Here is a 16,240-nt window from a genome sequence, read left to right as displayed (position 1 = left end):
GTCACTCCTTGGGTGCCGGGGGTTGTTTCTTGCTGGCCTTGGCCGCAGCGGCCAGGCATTCGAGGGCGAACTGTTCGGTGTAGGTCATCTGTATCGGCGTGGTTTCGCCCTTGACGGTGCGTTCGCCGTCGAGGATGTAGCGAATCCGCTTGTCGGTGACACCGATTCGCTTGGCGATCCAGGCCGGGGTCTGGCCGATCTGGCTGATCAGTTTGTCAGCGTATTCGGTGCTGGGTTTGTAGAACTCGGCATTGGGTGTCATGGGCTGTTCCGCGCGGGCAAGTGGCAATGGCGCGACAGGTTGCGCGAATCATCGCCCGGTGTCGCGTATAAATTTCAGTAAAGCAGCATGAAGGCCCAGGCCGCAGTGCTACAGTCAGTTTTTTTTCTCTATGAGTGAACGCAATGCGAATGCTGATGGTGGCCGTGGCCGCAACGTTGCTGGTTGGCTGCGCGGGTTCGGCGATGAACCAGGCCCGTACTCAAGCACCCTATAAGACATTGACTTCGGACAAGCCGCAGCAGGTGGTGGCCGAGTGTGTGCAGTTTTCCTGGCAGGACGAAGCTGCGTTTGGCGTCGATGCCGGTGCCTATCTGCAACCCGGCAAGACGGGTGGCATGACCGTGTACACCCGCTCGGCCGAGTCGTTTGTGGATCTGCAAACCAGCGCTTCCGGCACGGCGCTGAACTACTACGCCCGGCATGACGACTTTGTTGCCAAGCGTCGGTTGGCGGCGTTGGCGACTTGTCTGTAGACCACTTGCACTGCTATCGCGAGCAGGCTCGCTCCCACAGGTTTTTGTGTCGTTTGCAGATACTGTGAACACCCGCAACCCCATGTGGGAGCGAGCCTGCTCGCGATGAGGCCGGCACAGCCCACATCACCGCAGCTGACCCACCGCTATCGCGAGTAAGTCCACAAGAGCCTGTATTTCACTCGGTCTGGCTCAGGCGCTTCTGGAAGAAGAAGCGCTGGTGGCCCGGCGGGTAATCGTCGATCTGGCCGATTTCCGTGAAGCCCAGTTGCCTGTAGAACGCGGGCGCCTGGAAGTCGAAGGTGTCCAGCCACATGCCCACGCAGTTTTTCTCTCGGGCAAAGTCTTCGGCCATCTGCATCAACGTCGAACCAGTGCCCTGGCCACGGGCCTGTTCCGGCACCACCAGCAACTCGATATAAAACCATTGAAAGAACACTCGACCGTAGAGCCCGCCCACGGTTTCGCCGCTGTGTTCGTCGCGCACCAGCCAGGCGACCAACTCAGGCACCGTCCCGCCGGTCTTGGCCGTGTTGTAGGCGCGCAGCGGGACGAGGATCGCCTCGCGGTCTTCTGCGGTGGGGGTGTCCGTACGTTCGATTCGTAGCGTCATCGGCAATGTCCTTGTGCGGTGGGGGATGAGCCGCACGAGCCTATCCCAAACCTGGCTTTTGCGTCACCCAAGCGACGGCGAACAGGCGTACTACGCAAACCGGGCCATACTGCCTAGTGTTTTGACGCGATCCGCGACAGGGAATGATCGCCAGGTTGTTAATCTGTTGTCGGGATCCAACACGTTTTGAAGAGGAACGTCATGAACACCGCATTGCTGATCATCGATGTCCAGAGCGCGCTGTGCAGCGGCCAAGAGGAGTGTTTCGACAGCCCACGCATGATCCGGACAATCAACGAGCTCAGCGCCAGGGCCAGGGCCGTCGGCTTGCCGGTGATCCTGATCCAGCACGAAGAGCTGGAGGGGGCGCTGACTTATGGTTCCAGCGCCTGGCAACTGGCCGACGGCCTGTTGACCGCACCGGATGACTTGCGAGTACGCAAGACCACGCCGGACGCCTTCTACCAGACCGATCTGCTGTCGCTGCTGCAAGCGCGGATGATTGATCGCGTGGTGATCTGCGGGTTGCAAACCGACTATTGCGTCAACGCCACCGTACGTCAGGCCCATGCCCTGGGTTACGACGTGGTGCTGGCCGCGGACGCCCATTCCACCGTGGACAACGGCAGCATGGCGGCCGAGCAGATCATTGCCAACCACAACAACCGGCTGGGACGCCTGAGCAGCGCGGTGTCGCGGATCGATGTGCTGCCGGCGGGGGAAATCCGTCTCTGACCGCGACACCCAAACCTGTGGCGAGGGAAACCGGACGATGGCATCGGATGCGTTGATCAGCGCCGCAGCACGAGCACTGGCGGCGGGGGATCCGGTGGCCGCGCTCAATCGCGTTTCCCTGCGTGACGATGCGCCGGCCTTGGCGCTTCGCGGCATTGCCATGGCGCAGTTGGGCGAGCTGGAGCGGGCCAGGGTGCTGATGCGGCGGGCGGCTCGGGCCTTCGGGCCCCGGGAGGCCGTGGCACAGGCGCGGTGCGTGGTGGCCGAAGGGGAGATCGCCCTGGCGTCCCGTGATCTGGCTTGGCCGGTGAAGCGCCTGGAGGCTGCGCGGGCGGTGCTTGAACGCCAGGGCGACCGGACGAACGTCGCCCACGCACGCTCAATCGAAATCCGCCGCTTACTGCTGCTAGGCCATCTCGACGAGGCCGAGGCGAGGCTGGTTGACCTTGACCCGGGCTGTCTTCCACCGCCGTCCAGAGCCGCTTGCGAACTGGTGGTGGCGGGCATCGCCATGCGGCGGTTACGAACGAAAACCGCACGGGCGGCACTTGAACGTGCCACCCAGGCTGCGCGACAAGCCGGCATTGGCGCGCTGACTGCCGAAGTCGAAAGCGCCTGGCGCGTCCTGCAGGCTCCGGCGGCGCGTCTGATTGCAGGGGGCGAGGAGCGCTTGCTGACCCTTGAGGAGGTTGAAGCACTCCTGTCCAGCGACGCGTTGGTGGTGGACGCATGTCGCAATGGCGTGAACAGGGCGAGCCTGCGGATCTCTCTTGCCAGGCGCCCGGTGTTGTTCACCCTCGCCAGGCAATTGGCTCAAGCCTGGCCTGCCGATGTGTCCAGGGAAACCCTCGTTGCCCAGGCCTTTGGCTTGAAACTGACGGATGATTCCCATCGCGCCCGACTGCGTGTTGAAGTCGGGCGCTTGCGCGTGGCGCTGCGCCCGCTGGCCGAGGTGACGGCGACCCCGCGTGGGTTTGCCCTGGTGCCGCGCAGGGAGGGCGAAGTGGTGGTGCTGGCGCGTCCTGTAGAAGAGCCCCACGCCGCAGTGCTGGCGTTGCTGGCCGATGGCCAATCCTGGTCCAGTTCCGCCCTGGCGCTGGCCCTGGATGCCAGCCAGCGCACCGTGCAACGGGCCCTCGATACGCTGGCCGCGTCGGGCAAGGTGCAGTCGGTCGGGCGTGGGCGGGCCTGTCGCTGGCTGGCGCCACCGCTGCCCGGATTCACGACGGTATTGTTACTCACCGCGCTGCTGCCCGATGGTTAGGATGCAGTCACACCCCAACGAGGAGGCTTGCAAGATGAAACGTTCAGATGCGCAGATCCTGCGTGAATACGGCCCTTTTCCCGGCGTCGATTGCGTGCATGGTGTCAGTCATGACGGCGAGCTCGTCTGGTTCGCTTCCGGCGACAAGCTGCATGCCCTCGATCCGGCCAGCGGCCAGACGTTGCGTTCGCTGGACGTTCCGGCAAACGCCGGAACGGCTTTTGACGGTGAACACCTGTTCCAGATCGCCGGAGACACCATTCGCAAGATCGACCCGCGCAACGGCCAGGTACTGGCGACCATTGCGGCGCCCAATAGTGGTGATGATTCAGGACTGGCCTGGGCCGAAGGATCACTCTGGGTCGGCCAGTACAAGGCGCGCAAAATCCTCCAGATCGATCCCTCCACTGGCAAGATCCTGCGCACCCTCGAATCCAACCGCTTCGTCACGGGCGTGACCTGGGTCGACGGCGAACTCTGGCACGGCACCTGGGAAAACGATGAAAGCGATCTGCGGCGCATCGACCCGCAAACCGCAGAAGTGCTGGAAAGCGTGACCATGCCGCCGGGGATTGGCGTGTCGGGGCTTGAGTCAGACGGCGGCGAGCGGTTCTTTTGCGGCGGTGGCAATAGCGCGAAGGTGAGGGCGGTGCGTCGGCCGGCCTGAAGCGTGTGTGGGAGCAGCTTTTGCTCCCACACAGCGACGATGGATGCTGATGTGTTTCAGCTGCGTCCAGCGGCTTCGGCAACCGGCGCTTTGATGCGCTCGACCTTGCGATAAGTCAGCAACACGATGCCGGTGACCACAATCGCGCCGCCAATCACCTGGCCCGGGTTGAGCATCTGGTCCAGCACCAGCCAGCCTATCAGCAGGGTCGCCAGCGGTTCGATGTTCATCACCGGGGCGTTGCGCGGCATGTCCAGGCGGGGCACGGAAATGAATAGCACGATAAACCCGGTGCCATAGAGCACCACCAGGGTCGCCAGGGCAAACCAGCCGGTGCTGCTGGCCGGCAGGTCGAAGCCACCGGGAAGGGCGCCGGTCAGGCCGGCGAGGTTGACGCTGCTGAACACGATGAAAATGGTCAGCAGGCTGCGGACCGAACCGCGCACCTGGGACAGTTTGTGATCGGTGATCCATAGCGCGCAGGCGAACACGCAGGCGGCACAGAAGGCCAGGCCCACGCCGAGCAACCATTGCGGGCCGACGCTTTCTTGCGACGACAGCCGGGCCGGTACTTCCAGCACGAACACCAGGCCAACCAGAATCATGCCCATCAACGCGGCAGTGCGCGCGGTCGGACGTGGCCCGCCGAGTGCCCAGGTCAGCAACGCCAAGAGGATCGGAAAGACATTGCCCACCAACAGCGCCAGGGCGACCGGCACCCGAGCCACGGCGGAATACAGGCACAGACTCTGGGCGGCAATCAACAGCCCCAGAGCCAATTGCCAGCGCCAGACCCCCTGCGGCAGGCGCAGGTTCTGGCGTTGCCAGAGCACCATTGCGGCCAGCACCAGCAAGGTGCCGCCCGAGCGCAGCAGGATCGCCAGCAAGACCCCGGCACCGTCATCAAATGCTGCCCTGGCAGCGACATGGTTGCCGGCGAAGGCACATCCCATGCACAGCAGAACCAGCACGGCGAGGTGCCGAGGGAGCGGAGTGGGGGTGTCAGGTACAGCCGTGGAGCGGGTCATGGCAGGGGGTCTCAAAGGGAGGCCGCCGAAGCAAGACGCTTCGGAACGGCTAATATAGTTATGGGTTGTCGTACAACATCAAAAGGGATTTGTACCGTATAGCGTTGCAAGAGACAAGTGCCCTATTTTGGCGCAAGGCTGTTCATTCAAGCGCCTACGCGGTGTGGCGTCAGCTGCGCGCGCGCCACGATGAATCACAAAGCCCCCTCGGTTTGCTGTACAACAATGGAACCGAGGCCGGCAGCCCATGCGTTGTTGCGTCACTGACCCTCGATAATCCCTTTGTGCGGAGCAACCCATGCGCCTGGCTGATTTCATCCTCGACAATATCGAGCCGATTCTTCAGGCGTGGGAAGACTTCGCCAAAACCATCACACCCGCCTCCCATGGCATGGATTCGGTGGCTCTGCGCGATCACGCCGAGCAGATGCTGCGCACCATTGCCGCTGACCTGCGCACTTCGCAAACCGTCAAGGAGCAGATCGCCAAGTCCCAGGGCGATGCGCCGGCGGCAGAGGCTGAAACTGCAGCCGAAACCCATGCGGTCATTCGCCAGTCCTCGGGGTTTACGGTGGAGCAGATGGTTTCGGAATACCGGGCGCTGCGCACCAGCGTGCTGATGCTCTGGATGCCGCAGACCCAACTGGACCACGAGCAAGTGGTGTCCGACGTGATCCGCTTCAACGAGGCCGTAGACCAGGCCCTGGCGGAGTCCGTGGTCAGCTATTCGGGCGCCGTCGATGCGGGCCGCAATATCTTCCTCGGGATCCTGGGGCATGACTTGCGCAGCCCCCTGGGCGCGATCCTGCTGAGTTCCGAAGTGCTGCTGCGGGCAGGCGACTTGCCCGCCAAAGCCACCAAGATCTCTTCGCGCATCTACACCAGCGTCAAACGGGCCAACAAGATTGTCGGCGATCTGCTGGACTTTACCCGTACCCAACTGGGGGCGGGCATTCCGGTGCAGCGCTTCAACGGTGACCTGGTAGCGGCCTGCGAGGGCATGGTGGAAGAGGCGCGGGCCTATCATCCGGAAAGCAGAATCATCTTTGAAACGACGGGCGCCCTTGAAGGCCTGTTTGACCAGGCGCGTATGGAGCAAGTGTTCGCCAACCTGATTGGCAATGCCGTCCAGCATGGCAGCGAGGGTGCGCCGATTACTGTTTCGTTGAGTACCGAAGAGGATACGGCGGTGATTGCCATCAACAACCAGGGCAAGCTTATCGAGAAGGACGCCATTGCCAGCATCTTCAACCCGATGGTCCGGCAATTGCGCAGCGGTGACATGCAGTATGGCTCTGCGGCTGGGCTCGGGCTGGGCCTGCACATCGCGTCCGCCATCGTATCCGCCCATAAGGGCACTATCGAGGTTCATTCCAAGGCCAGATCGGGCACCACCTTCACCGTACGGATCCCGCTCCACGGCAACTGAATTTTTTCTTGCGCAGGGCAGAGCGCATACTTGTACGATGTCCTATCACGGAGTAAAACTGTCGTCGCCGTCCAATAATAATTAACGGAGACGCACGATGGATGCTTCGCAACCTGCAACGACTGCCCATCAGGGCCGCCGGGTATTCCTGAAAAAATCCTTGGTGGTTTCGGCCGCCGCCGCAACCCTGGGCAACCTGCCCGGGCTGACTCAGGCAGAACCCTTGAGCCAGCGCTACCCTGACCCACTGATCAAGATCCTCGACCCCAGCTTCATGGACCTGCGGCTGTTCAACGCCAGTGTTGAAAAGCTCGCCAGTGGCCTGCGCTGGGCGGAAGGGCCGGTGTGGGTGGGCGACGGTCGTTATTTGCTGGTCAGTGACATTCCCAACAACCGCATCATGCGCTGGGATGAAGTCACCGACAGCCTGTCGGTTTACCGCGAGAACTCCAACTTTTCCAACGGCCTGTGCCGCGATCGCCAAGGGCGCTTGCTGGTCTGCGAAGGCTCCACCACGTCGACTGAAGGCCGGCGCGTCACCCGCACCGAGCACAACGGCACCATCACCGTGCTGGCGGACAGTTTCGAGGGCAAGCCTTTCAACTCGCCCAACGACATCGTGTGCAAGCGCGACGGTTCTGTCTGGTTCACCGATCCACCGTTCCAGACCGGCAACAACTACGAAGGGCATAAAGTCGCCCCTGCCCAGCCCCACGCGGTGTATCGCATCGACGGTGAAACCGGCAAGGTCACGCGAGTGATCGACGACATGGCAGGGCCCAACGGCCTGTGCTTTTCGCCAGACGAGAAGATCCTCTACGTGGTCGAAGGCCGGGCCAAGCCGAACCGCCTGGTGTGGGCGATCACGGTCAAGGACGATGGCACCCTGGGCGAACGGCGCAAGCACATCGAAGGCTTGGATTACGCGGCCATCGATGGGCTCAAATGCGACGAGAGTGGCAACCTCTGGTGCGGGTGGGGCGGGAATGGCGATCCCAAGGCCGACCTGGAAAAGCTCGACGGTGTGCGAGTGTTCAACCCCGAGGGCAAGGCTATCGGCCACATCTCCCTGCCGGAGCGTTGCCCTAACGTCTGCTTCGGCGGACGGGAGGGTAATCGCCTGTTCATGGCCGGCAGCCACTCGTTGTATGCACTGTTTGTGAATACCCGTGGGGCGACGTTTGCGTGAGTGACTGACCTTCAGACCCTGGGTTTGATTGTGGTGAGGGGGCAGTTGTGGGAGCAAGGCTTGCTCCCACAAAAAAACCTCGCCACAGAGTTCTGTTTGGACCAGGGGACCTGGTTATCCGCAACTCCACAATTCCACCGTTGGCTGACTTGCCTTGGGCGGCCCGAGCCAGTGGCTCATCGGCTGGCAAGCCCCGTCGACGCACAACTGGTAATCACCCGCTTCGGGTGTTCGCCCCAGTTTCAGCGGTTGCAGGGGCGGCAACTGGCGCTGATAGTGCCAGCTGCCGTTTTTCAACCGGGCACCGTCCGGAACTTCCATGCCGGCGCCGTTGCCCTTGACCCTGGCTTCGCCCAGAACCAGGCCTTGTTCAGTCACGCGGTAATCTTCCTCCCAGCGGATTTTCTCGATGGTGTGATTCCACGCCAGGGTGAAATCAGTGACAGGAAGCTGGGCCCAGACCGCACCGGCCAGGCCCAGGCACAAACCGATCACGCCAAGGCCCGTCCGGTACGCCGCGAGCGCCACACGTGTTGAAAGATCAGCAGAGCCCCCAACACGAAGCCGATCTCATCGGTCAGCGGCAGCGCCACGACCAGCAAAGCCCCGGCGGCAAAGCACATCAGGCGTTCCCAGATCGGCATTTTCTGTTGCAGGTAGCCGGTGGACGCCATGCCCCACAGCCCGACCGCGAGCATCGTCTTGATCAGCATGTAAGCAGTCATCCATAGGCTGTCGCCCTGGAGCATCAGCGCCGGGTTATAGACCGCCATGAATGGAATGACAAAACCGGCAAGGGCGATGCGCACCGCCCAGAAGCTGATTTTCAGCCCCGTTTCCCTGGCAATGGGCGCAGCGGCGAAGCAGGCCAGCGCGACCGGTGGCGTCAGGTCGGCGAGGATGCCGAAATAGAACACGAACATGTGCGACACGATCAGTGGCACGCCCAGTTCCAGCAGGGCGGGCGCGGCGATCGAACTGGTGATGATGTAATTGGGAATGGTCGGGATGCCCATGCCCAGCACCAGGCAGGTGAGCATGGTCAGGATCAGCGACAGCAGCAGGTTGTCCTTGCCGATGGCCAGGATGTAGCCGGCGAAGGTTGACGCCACACCGGTCAACGACACCACGCCGATGATGATCCCCACCAGGGCGCAGGCAATCCCCACCGGCACCGCATGCCGCGCGCCGTCCACCAGTGCGTGCAGGCAAACCGTCAGGGTTTCCCGTGCGCCTTTGATGAACCAGCAGATCGCCACCAACACTGCGATCACCGCAAATATGACGCCAATGCCTAACTGGAAAAAGCCCACGCACAAGATGCCCAGGGCGATCCAGAAAGCGCAGCGCATTGCAAAGCTCGACACCCGCAAAATGATCGCCGAGCCGAGAATCACGATGGCAGTGAGTGCCAGTCCGACCATGCCGGAAAAGAGCGGCGTGCGACCGGAGAACAGCAGGTAGATCAGCACGGCGAGTGGGATCAGCAGGTACCAGTTCTCTTTGACGGCGCCCAGCGCGCTGGGGCATTGGTCTTTGGGCAAGCCCTTGAGGTTGGAGCGCTTGGCTTCCAGGTGAACCATCCAGAACACCGAGCCGAAGTACAGGCACGCGGGAATCAACGCCGCTTTGGCGATTTCAACAAATGGCACGTTGATGGTCTCGGCCATGATGAACGCCACGGCGCCCATGATCGGCGGCATCAACTGACTGCCCATGCTCGAGGTGGCTTCCACGCCGCCGGCAAACGCGGCCTTGTAGCCGAAGCGTTTCATCAGCGGGATGGTGAATTGCCCTGTGGTCACCACGTTGGCGATGCCCGAACCGGTAATGGTGCCCATCAAGGCAGAGGAGGCAACCGCCACTTTGGCCGGGCCGCCGAGCTTGTGGCCGAACAGGCCCATGGCGAAATCGGTGAACAGCTTGATCATTCCGGCCTTTTCAAGAAAGGAACCGAACAGAATGAACAGGAAAATGTAGGTGGCCGATACGTAGGTGGGCGTGCCATACAGGCCTTCGGTGCCGAAGGATAACTGATTGACGATCTGATCGAAGCCGTAGCCGCGATGGGACAGGTCGCCTGGCAAGTATTCACCGAACAGCCCATAGGCCAGGAACAGCCCGCAAATCAGCGGCAGGGCAATCCCCATCACCCGTCGGGCCGCTTCGAACACCAGCACGATCAAAACGATACCGATGATGAGGTCCGCGGACGTCAGGTCACCGGACCGCTGGATCAGGTCGGCTTCGAACACCCACTGATACGCCGCCGTGGCCACGCCGGCCAGGGACAACAGCCATGCCAGAGGTTGCCAGGGGCGGCTTGCGCCATAGGCGGGGTAACTGAGGAACACCACCCACAACAGGAAACCCACGTGCACGGCACGCAGCACCTGGCTGGAAATGGGGGAGAAGGCGGCGGTGATGATCTGGAATACAGAAAACAGCAGGGCCACGTAGAACAGCGTCTTGGGCCAGTCTCGTGGGTCGGAGGGAAGACCGTGCTGAATTTCACTCATTAACTGAAAGCCTCTTGTCTACATCGAAGGTGCGAACCAGAAGGGTGCAACGGCGATCATCGCCGCTGCACCGGGTCGGTCTACAGCGCGCCGACTTCCTTGTAGTAGCGCTCGGCACCGGGATGCAGCGGGATAGGCAGGTTCTTCGCGGCATTTTCCAGCTTGATGTCCTTGGCCGCCGAATGGGCGTTGCCCAGGCGGGTGAGGTTATCGAACATCAGCTTGGTCATCTGGTAGGCCACCTCGTCCGAGACGTCCGCGCGGGTAACCAGGATGTTGGTGATGGCCACGGTCGGCACGGCTTCGGCCTGGCCGTCGTAGGTATTGGCCGGGATATTTGCGCTCTGGTAGGCCGGGTTGCCGATCTTCGCCACCACGTCTGCCGGGATCGACACGTAGTTGAGCGCCATGGTCGAGGCCAGGTCACGAATGGCCGCCATCCCAAGCCCGGAGGACTGGAGCGTGGCATCCAGTTGACGGTTCTTGATCAGGTCTACCGATTCGGCGAACGGCAGGTACTGGACCTTCATGTCGCTGTAGCTCAACCCTGCGGCCTTGAGGATGGCCCGCGCGTTGAGCTCGGTACCGGATTTGGCCGCCCCCACGGAGATGGATTTACCCTTGAGGTCGGCCAGGGTCTTGATACCCGACTCCTGGCTGGCAACGATCTGGATGTAGTTGGGGTAGGCGCCGGCGATGGCCCGCAGTTTGGTCAGAGGGGCTTTGAAACCGGCATCTTCCACGCCGTTCTTGGCGTCCGCCACCGAGTCGCCCAGCGCCAGCGCCAGCTCACCACGACCGGCCTGCAGCAGGTTGAGGTTTTCCACCGAGGCCTTGGTGGCCTGTACCGACGTCTTGGAGCCTTCGATCCCGTTGCTGTAAATCTGCGACAGGCCGACCCCGATCGGGTAATAAACCCCGCTGGTGCCCCCCGTCAGGATGTTGATGTACACCGGTGCTGCCTGGGCTGTGGTCGTGACCACCAGTGCTGCCGCGGCGGCCAGAAGGGTGAAGCGCTTGTTGACTCGCATGGGAAACTCTCCGTCTTGTTATGGCTTTATGCAGAGTAGTGCCACTGTAGTCGAAACGGACCGGCAGGTGGCGAGTCAATAGCGCATCAAAAGGTGACGGGCGTCGTTTTTTTCAAGCATCTTTGTTAAACGCCGGGCCTGGCGCAGCGCTGCTGCCGCGCACGGTCAACTCGAACGGCAGCACGACATGCCGTTCGGCAAGCGGTGTTTTCTCGATCAGGGCGATCAGCATTTGCACCGCCCGCTGGCCGAAGGTTTCGGCAGGTTGTGAGAGAGTGGTCAGCGGCGGATCACAGTAGGCGGCGAAAGGAATGTCATCAAAACCCACCAGTGAAATGTCCTCGGGCACCCGCAACCCCATTTGCTTGATGCGCTTGAGCGCGCCAATGGCCATCTCGTCGTTTTCACAAAACAGCGCGCTGGGGCGCTCGGCCAGCTCCAGCATCGCGCCGGCCCCGTCGTAACCGGCCTTCAACGTGAAGTCGCCGTGACATATCAGGCCAGGGTCGGCGGCGATACCGGCCTGGTGCAGTGCATCCTGATAACCGGCTACGCGGTCCAGGGTCAGGGGACTGCTTCGGGGCCCTTTGATGATGCCGATGCGCCGGTGGCCGAGCCCGATCAGGTGTTCGGTCATGGCCTGGGCGGCGGCCCGGTTGTCGAGGCTGATGGTCGGGTAGGGGGCGCCTTTGACCACTTCGCAGGCGTTGACCAGCGGCAAGGATTCGGCGCCCGCGGGAAGCGATTCGAAAGGGTTGCTCGCGCGCAACTGGATCACCCCGTCGGCCCGGTGCGCGTAGACGAGGGCGGCAAATTCGCGCTCGATTTCTTCTCGACCCTGGGTGTCGCACAACAGCAGTCGATAACCGGCCGCCTGCGCAGCCTGTTGGGCCCCGCTGATGACCCGGGCGAAAAAGGTGTTGGCGATGGTCGGGACCAGAATCACCAGGTTGCCGGTTCGCCGGGAGCGAAACTGCACGGCCATCAGGTTGGGCCGATAACCGGCCTGTTCCACCGCCGCGTTAACCTTGTCGCGAGTCTGGGGCAGCACCCGTTCGGGAGATTTCAGCGTTCTGGAAACCGTGGCCACCGAAACTCCGGCCAGCCGGGCCACTTCACGGATATTGGACAAAATCACCTCGATTCGGCGCCAGGAATGCCGGCACGGTTGGGGAGCTTACCGCAGGTTGCGCGTCGCACAAATGCTCATGCATGGGCCAACGGGTTTGACATGCCGCAAAACTGAGCCTAGATTTCCGCCATGATGTAACCGGTTACATCGTCATCAGTCCCAGCATAAGAGAGTCGCGATGAATCCTGTAGCAGCCAAAATAAGAATGGGCTTTGTCGGCGGTGGAGAGGGCGCTTTCATCGGCCAGGCCCACCGTCAGGCCGCGGGTCTGGACGGTGGTTTTGAACTGGTGTGCGGTGCGTTCAGCCGTGATGCGCACAACAATCAGCAGACCGGCGCGGCCCTGGGGCTGGCCGCGTCCCGTTGCTACAGCGATTGGCAAGGCATGCTCGACAGCGAAGCGGCGCTGCCGGCCCACTTGCGCATGGAACTGCTGGTCATCGTCACTCCCAATCATCTGCACGCCCCCATCGCCAACCAGGCGCTGAAGGCGGGTTTTCATGTGTTCAGTGAAAAGCCCGCCGCTATGAACCTGCGTGAGTTGCTGGCCCTCAAGCAAGTGCTTCAAAGCAGCGGCCGGCTCTACGGCCTGGCTCACACCTACCTGGGTTATCCGATGGTCTGGCAGGCCCGGGAGATGGTGCGCACCGGCGTGATCGGTGCGGTGCGCAAAGTGCTGGTCGAATACCCCCAGGGCTGGCTCAGTCAGGACGTCGCCGGGCAAGGCAACAAACAGGCCGGCTGGCGCGACGATCCTCAACAGTCAGGGTTGGGTGGTTGCATTGGCGACATCGGCACCCATGCGTTTTCCCTGGCGGAGTTCGTCGCCGACCAACCCATCGAGCAGATATGCGCGGCGTTGGGCACCCACATCCCGGGTCGGCAACTGGACGACGACGCGGCGATGCTGTTGCGCATGGCCGGTGGCGCCAGCGGCGTGCTGATTGCCAGTCAGGTCTGCGCAGGTGAAGAGAACCCGCTGAAAATCCGCCTGTATGGCGATAAGGGTGGCTTGGAATGGCGCCAGGAAGAACCGGCCAGCCTGATCCATCGTCCCCTCGACCAACCCCTGCGAGTCTTGCGGTCCGGTGTGGGCCAGCCCTGGCTGTGTGAGGCCGCCCGCCAGCGGATGCGGCTGCCGGCCGGGCATCCTGAAGGTTATCTGGAAGCCATGGCCAACCTCTATGGCGATTTTGCCCGTGCCATACGGGCCGCCGCGCCAGGGCCAGACGCCCCCGGCGTACCCGGCATCGAAACCGGTCTGCGGGGCATGGCCTTTATCGAAGCGGCCATCGCCAACCATCGCGGCGATACCAAGTGGACCGCACTGGCCTGCACACAATGAATCAGGAGAGCCCCGCCGTGAAACCCATTGCTCAAACACCGACAGGCCTGCGTGGCCCGGGTATTTTCCTGGCGCAGTTCATGTCCGCCGACGCGCCGTTCGACACCCTGGCGAACATCGCTCAATGGGCGGCCGCACAAGGTTATAAGGCCATCCAGCTGCCGACGTCGGGCACGCAATACATCGACCTGGCTCGCGCCGCCGAGAGCCAGGAATACTGCGACGAACTCAAGGCCATTTGCGCCCAGGCCGGTGTCCAGATCAGTGAGTTGTCGACGCACCTGCAAGGCCAGTTGGTGGCGGTGCATCCGGCGTTCGACGCACTGTTCGACGACTTCGCCCCGGCCCATCTGCGCGGTCAGCCCCAGGCGCGGACCGAATGGGCGATAGAGCAATTGAAGCTCGCCGCCCGCGCCAGCCAGCGACTGGGCCTCACCGCCCATGCGACGTTTTCCGGTGCGCTGTTGTGGCCGTACCTGTACCCGTGGCCGCAACGCCCCTCTGGCCTGGTGGAGCAGGGATTCGCCGAACTGGCCCGACGCTGGTTGCCCATTCTGGACTGCTTCGACGCAGCCGGCGTGGACCTGTGCTACGAGATCCATCCGGGTGAAGACCTGCACGACGGCGCCTCGTTCGAGCGCTTTTTGCAGGCCGTCGATCATCACCCTCGGGCAGCGATCCTCTACGACCCCAGCCATCTGCTCCTGCAGCAGATGGACTACCTGGGCTTCATCGATCGCTATCACGAGCGCATCCGCATGTTCCACGTCAAGGACGCCGAGTTCCGGCCCGACGCTCGTTCCGGCGTGTACGGCGGCTATCAGGGCTGGGTTGATCGTCCTGGGCGGTTCCGTTCGCTGGGCGATGGCCAGATCGATTTCAAATCGATCTTCAGCAAACTGACCCAATACGATTTCAGCGGCTGGGCGGTGTTGGAGTGGGAGTGTTGCCTGAAGGACTCGCAACAGGGCGCCGCAGAAGGCGCGGCGTTCATTGAGCGACACATGATCAGCAAGACCCGAAAGGCGTTTGACGATTTTGCCGGGGTAACGGCTGATGAAGATTCCAACCGGCGGTTATTGGGCCTGTTGAGGTAACCGGCCCAACTCAAAACCCTATGGCGAGCAAACTCATTGTGGGAGTAAGGCCGGCCCGCGATGAACGAAAACGCGGTTCAACGGTTGGACCGCGGCGCGGCCATCGCGGGCCAGCCTTGCTCCCACAGCGGCTCGCCACAACAGCGTTCCTGAGCATTTTTCTTCACAAGAACAACAATAAAACGGTGACTGTCATGACCACGATGAACGCACGCTTGAGCGTGATGATGTTTCTGCAGTTCTTTATCTGGGGTGGCTGGTTCGTCACCCTGGGGACCTTTCTGTCCAGCACCCTGGGCGCCAGCGGTGGGCAGATCGGCATGGCGTTCTCCACCCAGTCCTGGGGAGCGATCATTGCCCCCTTCGTGATCGGCCTGATCGCCGACCGCTACTTCAATGCCGAACGCATCCTGGCGGTGCTGCATCTGTTGGGCGCGGTGTTGTTGTATCAGCTGTATGCGGCGGCGGATTTCAGCGTGTTCTACCCGTACGTGCTGGCGTACATGGTGATCTACATGCCGACCCTGGCCCTGGTCAATTCCGTGGCGTTCCGCCAGATGCGCGACCCGGCGCTGGAGTTCTCCCGTATCCGGGTGTGGGGCACGATCGGCTGGATCGTCGCCGGCGTGGTGATCAGCTTTGTGTTTGCCTGGGATTCGCGCGAAGCGATCTCGGCGGGCGGCTTGCGCAATACTTTCCTGATGGCCGGCATCGCCTCGCTGGTCTTGGGACTCTACAGCTTCACGTTGCCGGCCACCGCACCGCTCAAGGCGCAAGCGAGCGCAGGTGGCGTCAAACAGCTGCTGGGCCTGGATGCCTTGGGCCTGTTGAAGGATCGCAGCTACCTGGTGTTCTTCATCGCCTCGATCCTGATCTGCATCCCCCTGGCCTTCTATTACCAGAACGCCAACCCGTTCCTGGCCGAAACCGGCATGACCAACCCCACGGCAAAAATGGCCATCGGGCAAGTCTCCGAAGTGCTGTTCATGTTGCTGTTGCCGCTGTTCATCCAGCGCTTCGGCATCAAGTTGGCGCTGCTGGTAGGCATGCTGGCCTGGGCGCTGCGTTACGTGCTGTTCGCCTACGGCAATAACGGCGACCTGGCGTTCATGCTCTTCACCGGTATCGCCCTGCACGGCATCTGCTATGACTTCTTTTTTGTCTCGGGGCAGATCTACACCGATGCCAAGGCGCCGGAGCGTTTTCGCAGCTCGGCCCAGGGGCTGATTACGTTGGCGACCTATGGCGTGGGCATGCTGATCGGCTTCTGGGTGGCGGGGCAGGTGACCGATCACTATGCCGTGGACGGCGGCCACGAGTGGAAGAGCATCTGGTTGTTCCCAGCCGGTTTTGCGCTGCTGGTGTTCGTCTGCTTCCTGTTTACCTTCAACGGCCGGCAGGCGGTCGTGGCCGCTTCAAAGGCCTGAGGGGCTGG

The 16,240-nt window shown here is 62.3% G+C and carries 16 protein-coding genes; 9 read left to right on the top strand and 7 right to left on the bottom strand.

Going from position 1 to position 16,240, the window contains the following annotated elements; all coding sequences use genetic code 11:
• Position 1 precedes the first annotated feature (1 nt).
• On the bottom strand, positions 2 to 262 hold the full coding sequence (locus tag T3A99_RS20160; RefSeq protein WP_047227706.1) for a hypothetical protein: 261 nt from the start codon (positions 260 to 262) through the stop codon (positions 2 to 4).
• 143 nt (positions 263 to 405) lie between these two features.
• Between T3A99_RS20160 and T3A99_RS20155 the strand changes: the two genes are divergently transcribed.
• Positions 406 to 756 carry a hypothetical protein gene (locus T3A99_RS20155; RefSeq protein ID WP_322834732.1) on the top strand — a complete coding sequence of 117 codons (351 nt, stop codon included), beginning with the start codon at positions 406 to 408 and terminating at the stop codon, positions 754 to 756.
• Positions 757 to 934: 178 nt separating this feature from the next.
• Here T3A99_RS20155 and T3A99_RS20150 read toward each other — a convergent pair whose 3' ends face one another.
• Positions 935 to 1,369 (bottom strand): GNAT family N-acetyltransferase, encoded by a 435-nt coding sequence (locus tag T3A99_RS20150; protein WP_076385461.1) that lies wholly within the window; start codon positions 1,367 to 1,369, stop codon positions 935 to 937.
• A gap of 201 nt (positions 1,370 to 1,570) precedes the next feature.
• Between T3A99_RS20150 and T3A99_RS20145 the strand changes: the two genes are divergently transcribed.
• The 3 genes from T3A99_RS20145 to T3A99_RS20135 are packed head-to-tail and all read left to right on the top strand — an operon-like array spanning position 1,571 to position 4,035.
• Positions 1,571 to 2,104 (top strand): cysteine hydrolase family protein, encoded by a 534-nt coding sequence (locus T3A99_RS20145; RefSeq protein ID WP_047227703.1) that lies wholly within the window; start codon positions 1,571 to 1,573, stop codon positions 2,102 to 2,104.
• Between the two features lie 37 nt (positions 2,105 to 2,141).
• Positions 2,142 to 3,368 (top strand): helix-turn-helix domain-containing protein, encoded by a 1,227-nt coding sequence (locus tag T3A99_RS20140; RefSeq protein ID WP_107322305.1) that lies wholly within the window; start codon positions 2,142 to 2,144, stop codon positions 3,366 to 3,368.
• Between the two features lie 34 nt (positions 3,369 to 3,402).
• The gene (locus T3A99_RS20135; protein ID WP_107322306.1) at positions 3,403 to 4,035 is read left to right on the top strand and encodes a DUF5074 domain-containing protein; all 633 of its coding nucleotides are present in this window, start codon (positions 3,403 to 3,405) and stop codon (positions 4,033 to 4,035) included.
• Between the two features lie 56 nt (positions 4,036 to 4,091).
• Here T3A99_RS20135 and T3A99_RS20130 read toward each other — a convergent pair whose 3' ends face one another.
• Positions 4,092 to 5,063, bottom strand: a complete 972-nt coding sequence (locus T3A99_RS20130) for an EamA family transporter (protein WP_107322307.1) — start codon at positions 5,061 to 5,063, stop codon at positions 4,092 to 4,094.
• Positions 5,064 to 5,361: 298 nt separating this feature from the next.
• Between T3A99_RS20130 and T3A99_RS20125 the strand changes: the two genes are divergently transcribed.
• Both T3A99_RS20125 and T3A99_RS20120 read left to right on the top strand, forming a co-directional pair.
• Positions 5,362 to 6,492, top strand: coding sequence for a sensor histidine kinase (locus tag T3A99_RS20125; RefSeq protein ID WP_188251548.1), 1,131 nt, complete (start codon positions 5,362 to 5,364; stop codon positions 6,490 to 6,492).
• A gap of 97 nt (positions 6,493 to 6,589) precedes the next feature.
• Positions 6,590 to 7,681 (top strand): SMP-30/gluconolactonase/LRE family protein, encoded by a 1,092-nt coding sequence (locus tag T3A99_RS20120; RefSeq protein ID WP_047227698.1) that lies wholly within the window; start codon positions 6,590 to 6,592, stop codon positions 7,679 to 7,681.
• 114 nt (positions 7,682 to 7,795) lie between these two features.
• On the opposite strand, the gene T3A99_RS20115 is transcribed toward T3A99_RS20120, so the two are convergent.
• The 4 genes from T3A99_RS20115 to T3A99_RS20100 form a co-directional block, all read right to left on the bottom strand.
• Positions 7,796 to 8,176: a DUF1850 domain-containing protein gene (locus tag T3A99_RS20115; RefSeq protein ID WP_107322309.1), complete on the bottom strand. Its 381-nt coding sequence runs from the start codon at positions 8,174 to 8,176 to the stop codon at positions 7,796 to 7,798.
• The gene (locus T3A99_RS20110; protein ID WP_322834731.1) at positions 8,173 to 10,200 is read right to left on the bottom strand and encodes a TRAP transporter permease; all 2,028 of its coding nucleotides are present in this window, start codon (positions 10,198 to 10,200) and stop codon (positions 8,173 to 8,175) included. Before T3A99_RS20110 ends, T3A99_RS20115 begins: the two co-directional genes overlap by 4 nt.
• Before the next feature lie 80 nt (positions 10,201 to 10,280).
• On the bottom strand, positions 10,281 to 11,231 hold the full coding sequence (locus T3A99_RS20105) for a TAXI family TRAP transporter solute-binding subunit (protein ID WP_047227696.1): 951 nt from the start codon (positions 11,229 to 11,231) through the stop codon (positions 10,281 to 10,283).
• A gap of 112 nt (positions 11,232 to 11,343) precedes the next feature.
• Entirely contained in the window at positions 11,344 to 12,363 is a 1,020-nt protein-coding gene (locus T3A99_RS20100) for a LacI family DNA-binding transcriptional regulator (protein WP_322834730.1), read from the bottom strand.
• Positions 12,364 to 12,541: 178 nt separating this feature from the next.
• Here T3A99_RS20100 and T3A99_RS20095 point away from each other — a divergent pair, with 178 nt between their 5' ends.
• The 3 genes from T3A99_RS20095 (at position 12,542) to T3A99_RS20085 (ending at position 16,232) form a co-directional block, all read left to right on the top strand.
• Positions 12,542 to 13,708: a Gfo/Idh/MocA family protein gene (locus T3A99_RS20095; RefSeq protein WP_160892917.1), complete on the top strand. Its 1,167-nt coding sequence runs from the start codon at positions 12,542 to 12,544 to the stop codon at positions 13,706 to 13,708.
• Complete coding sequence (locus T3A99_RS20090) at positions 13,705 to 14,805, top strand: sugar phosphate isomerase/epimerase family protein (RefSeq protein WP_416221561.1); 1,101 nt, start codon at positions 13,705 to 13,707, stop codon at positions 14,803 to 14,805. The genes T3A99_RS20095 and T3A99_RS20090 overlap by 4 nt, the downstream gene beginning before the upstream one ends.
• A 194-nt stretch (positions 14,806 to 14,999) precedes the next feature.
• Complete coding sequence (locus T3A99_RS20085) at positions 15,000 to 16,232, top strand: nucleoside permease (protein WP_139050634.1); 1,233 nt, start codon at positions 15,000 to 15,002, stop codon at positions 16,230 to 16,232.
• Positions 16,233 to 16,240 lie beyond the last annotated feature (8 nt).

Source organism: Pseudomonas sp. N-137 (assembly GCF_034555295.1).
GTDB lineage: Bacteria > Pseudomonadota > Gammaproteobacteria > Pseudomonadales > Pseudomonadaceae > Aquipseudomonas > Aquipseudomonas rhizophila.
The sequence above is the reverse complement of the archived record's forward strand: the minus strand, read 5'-3'. Positions and strand labels throughout refer to the sequence as shown.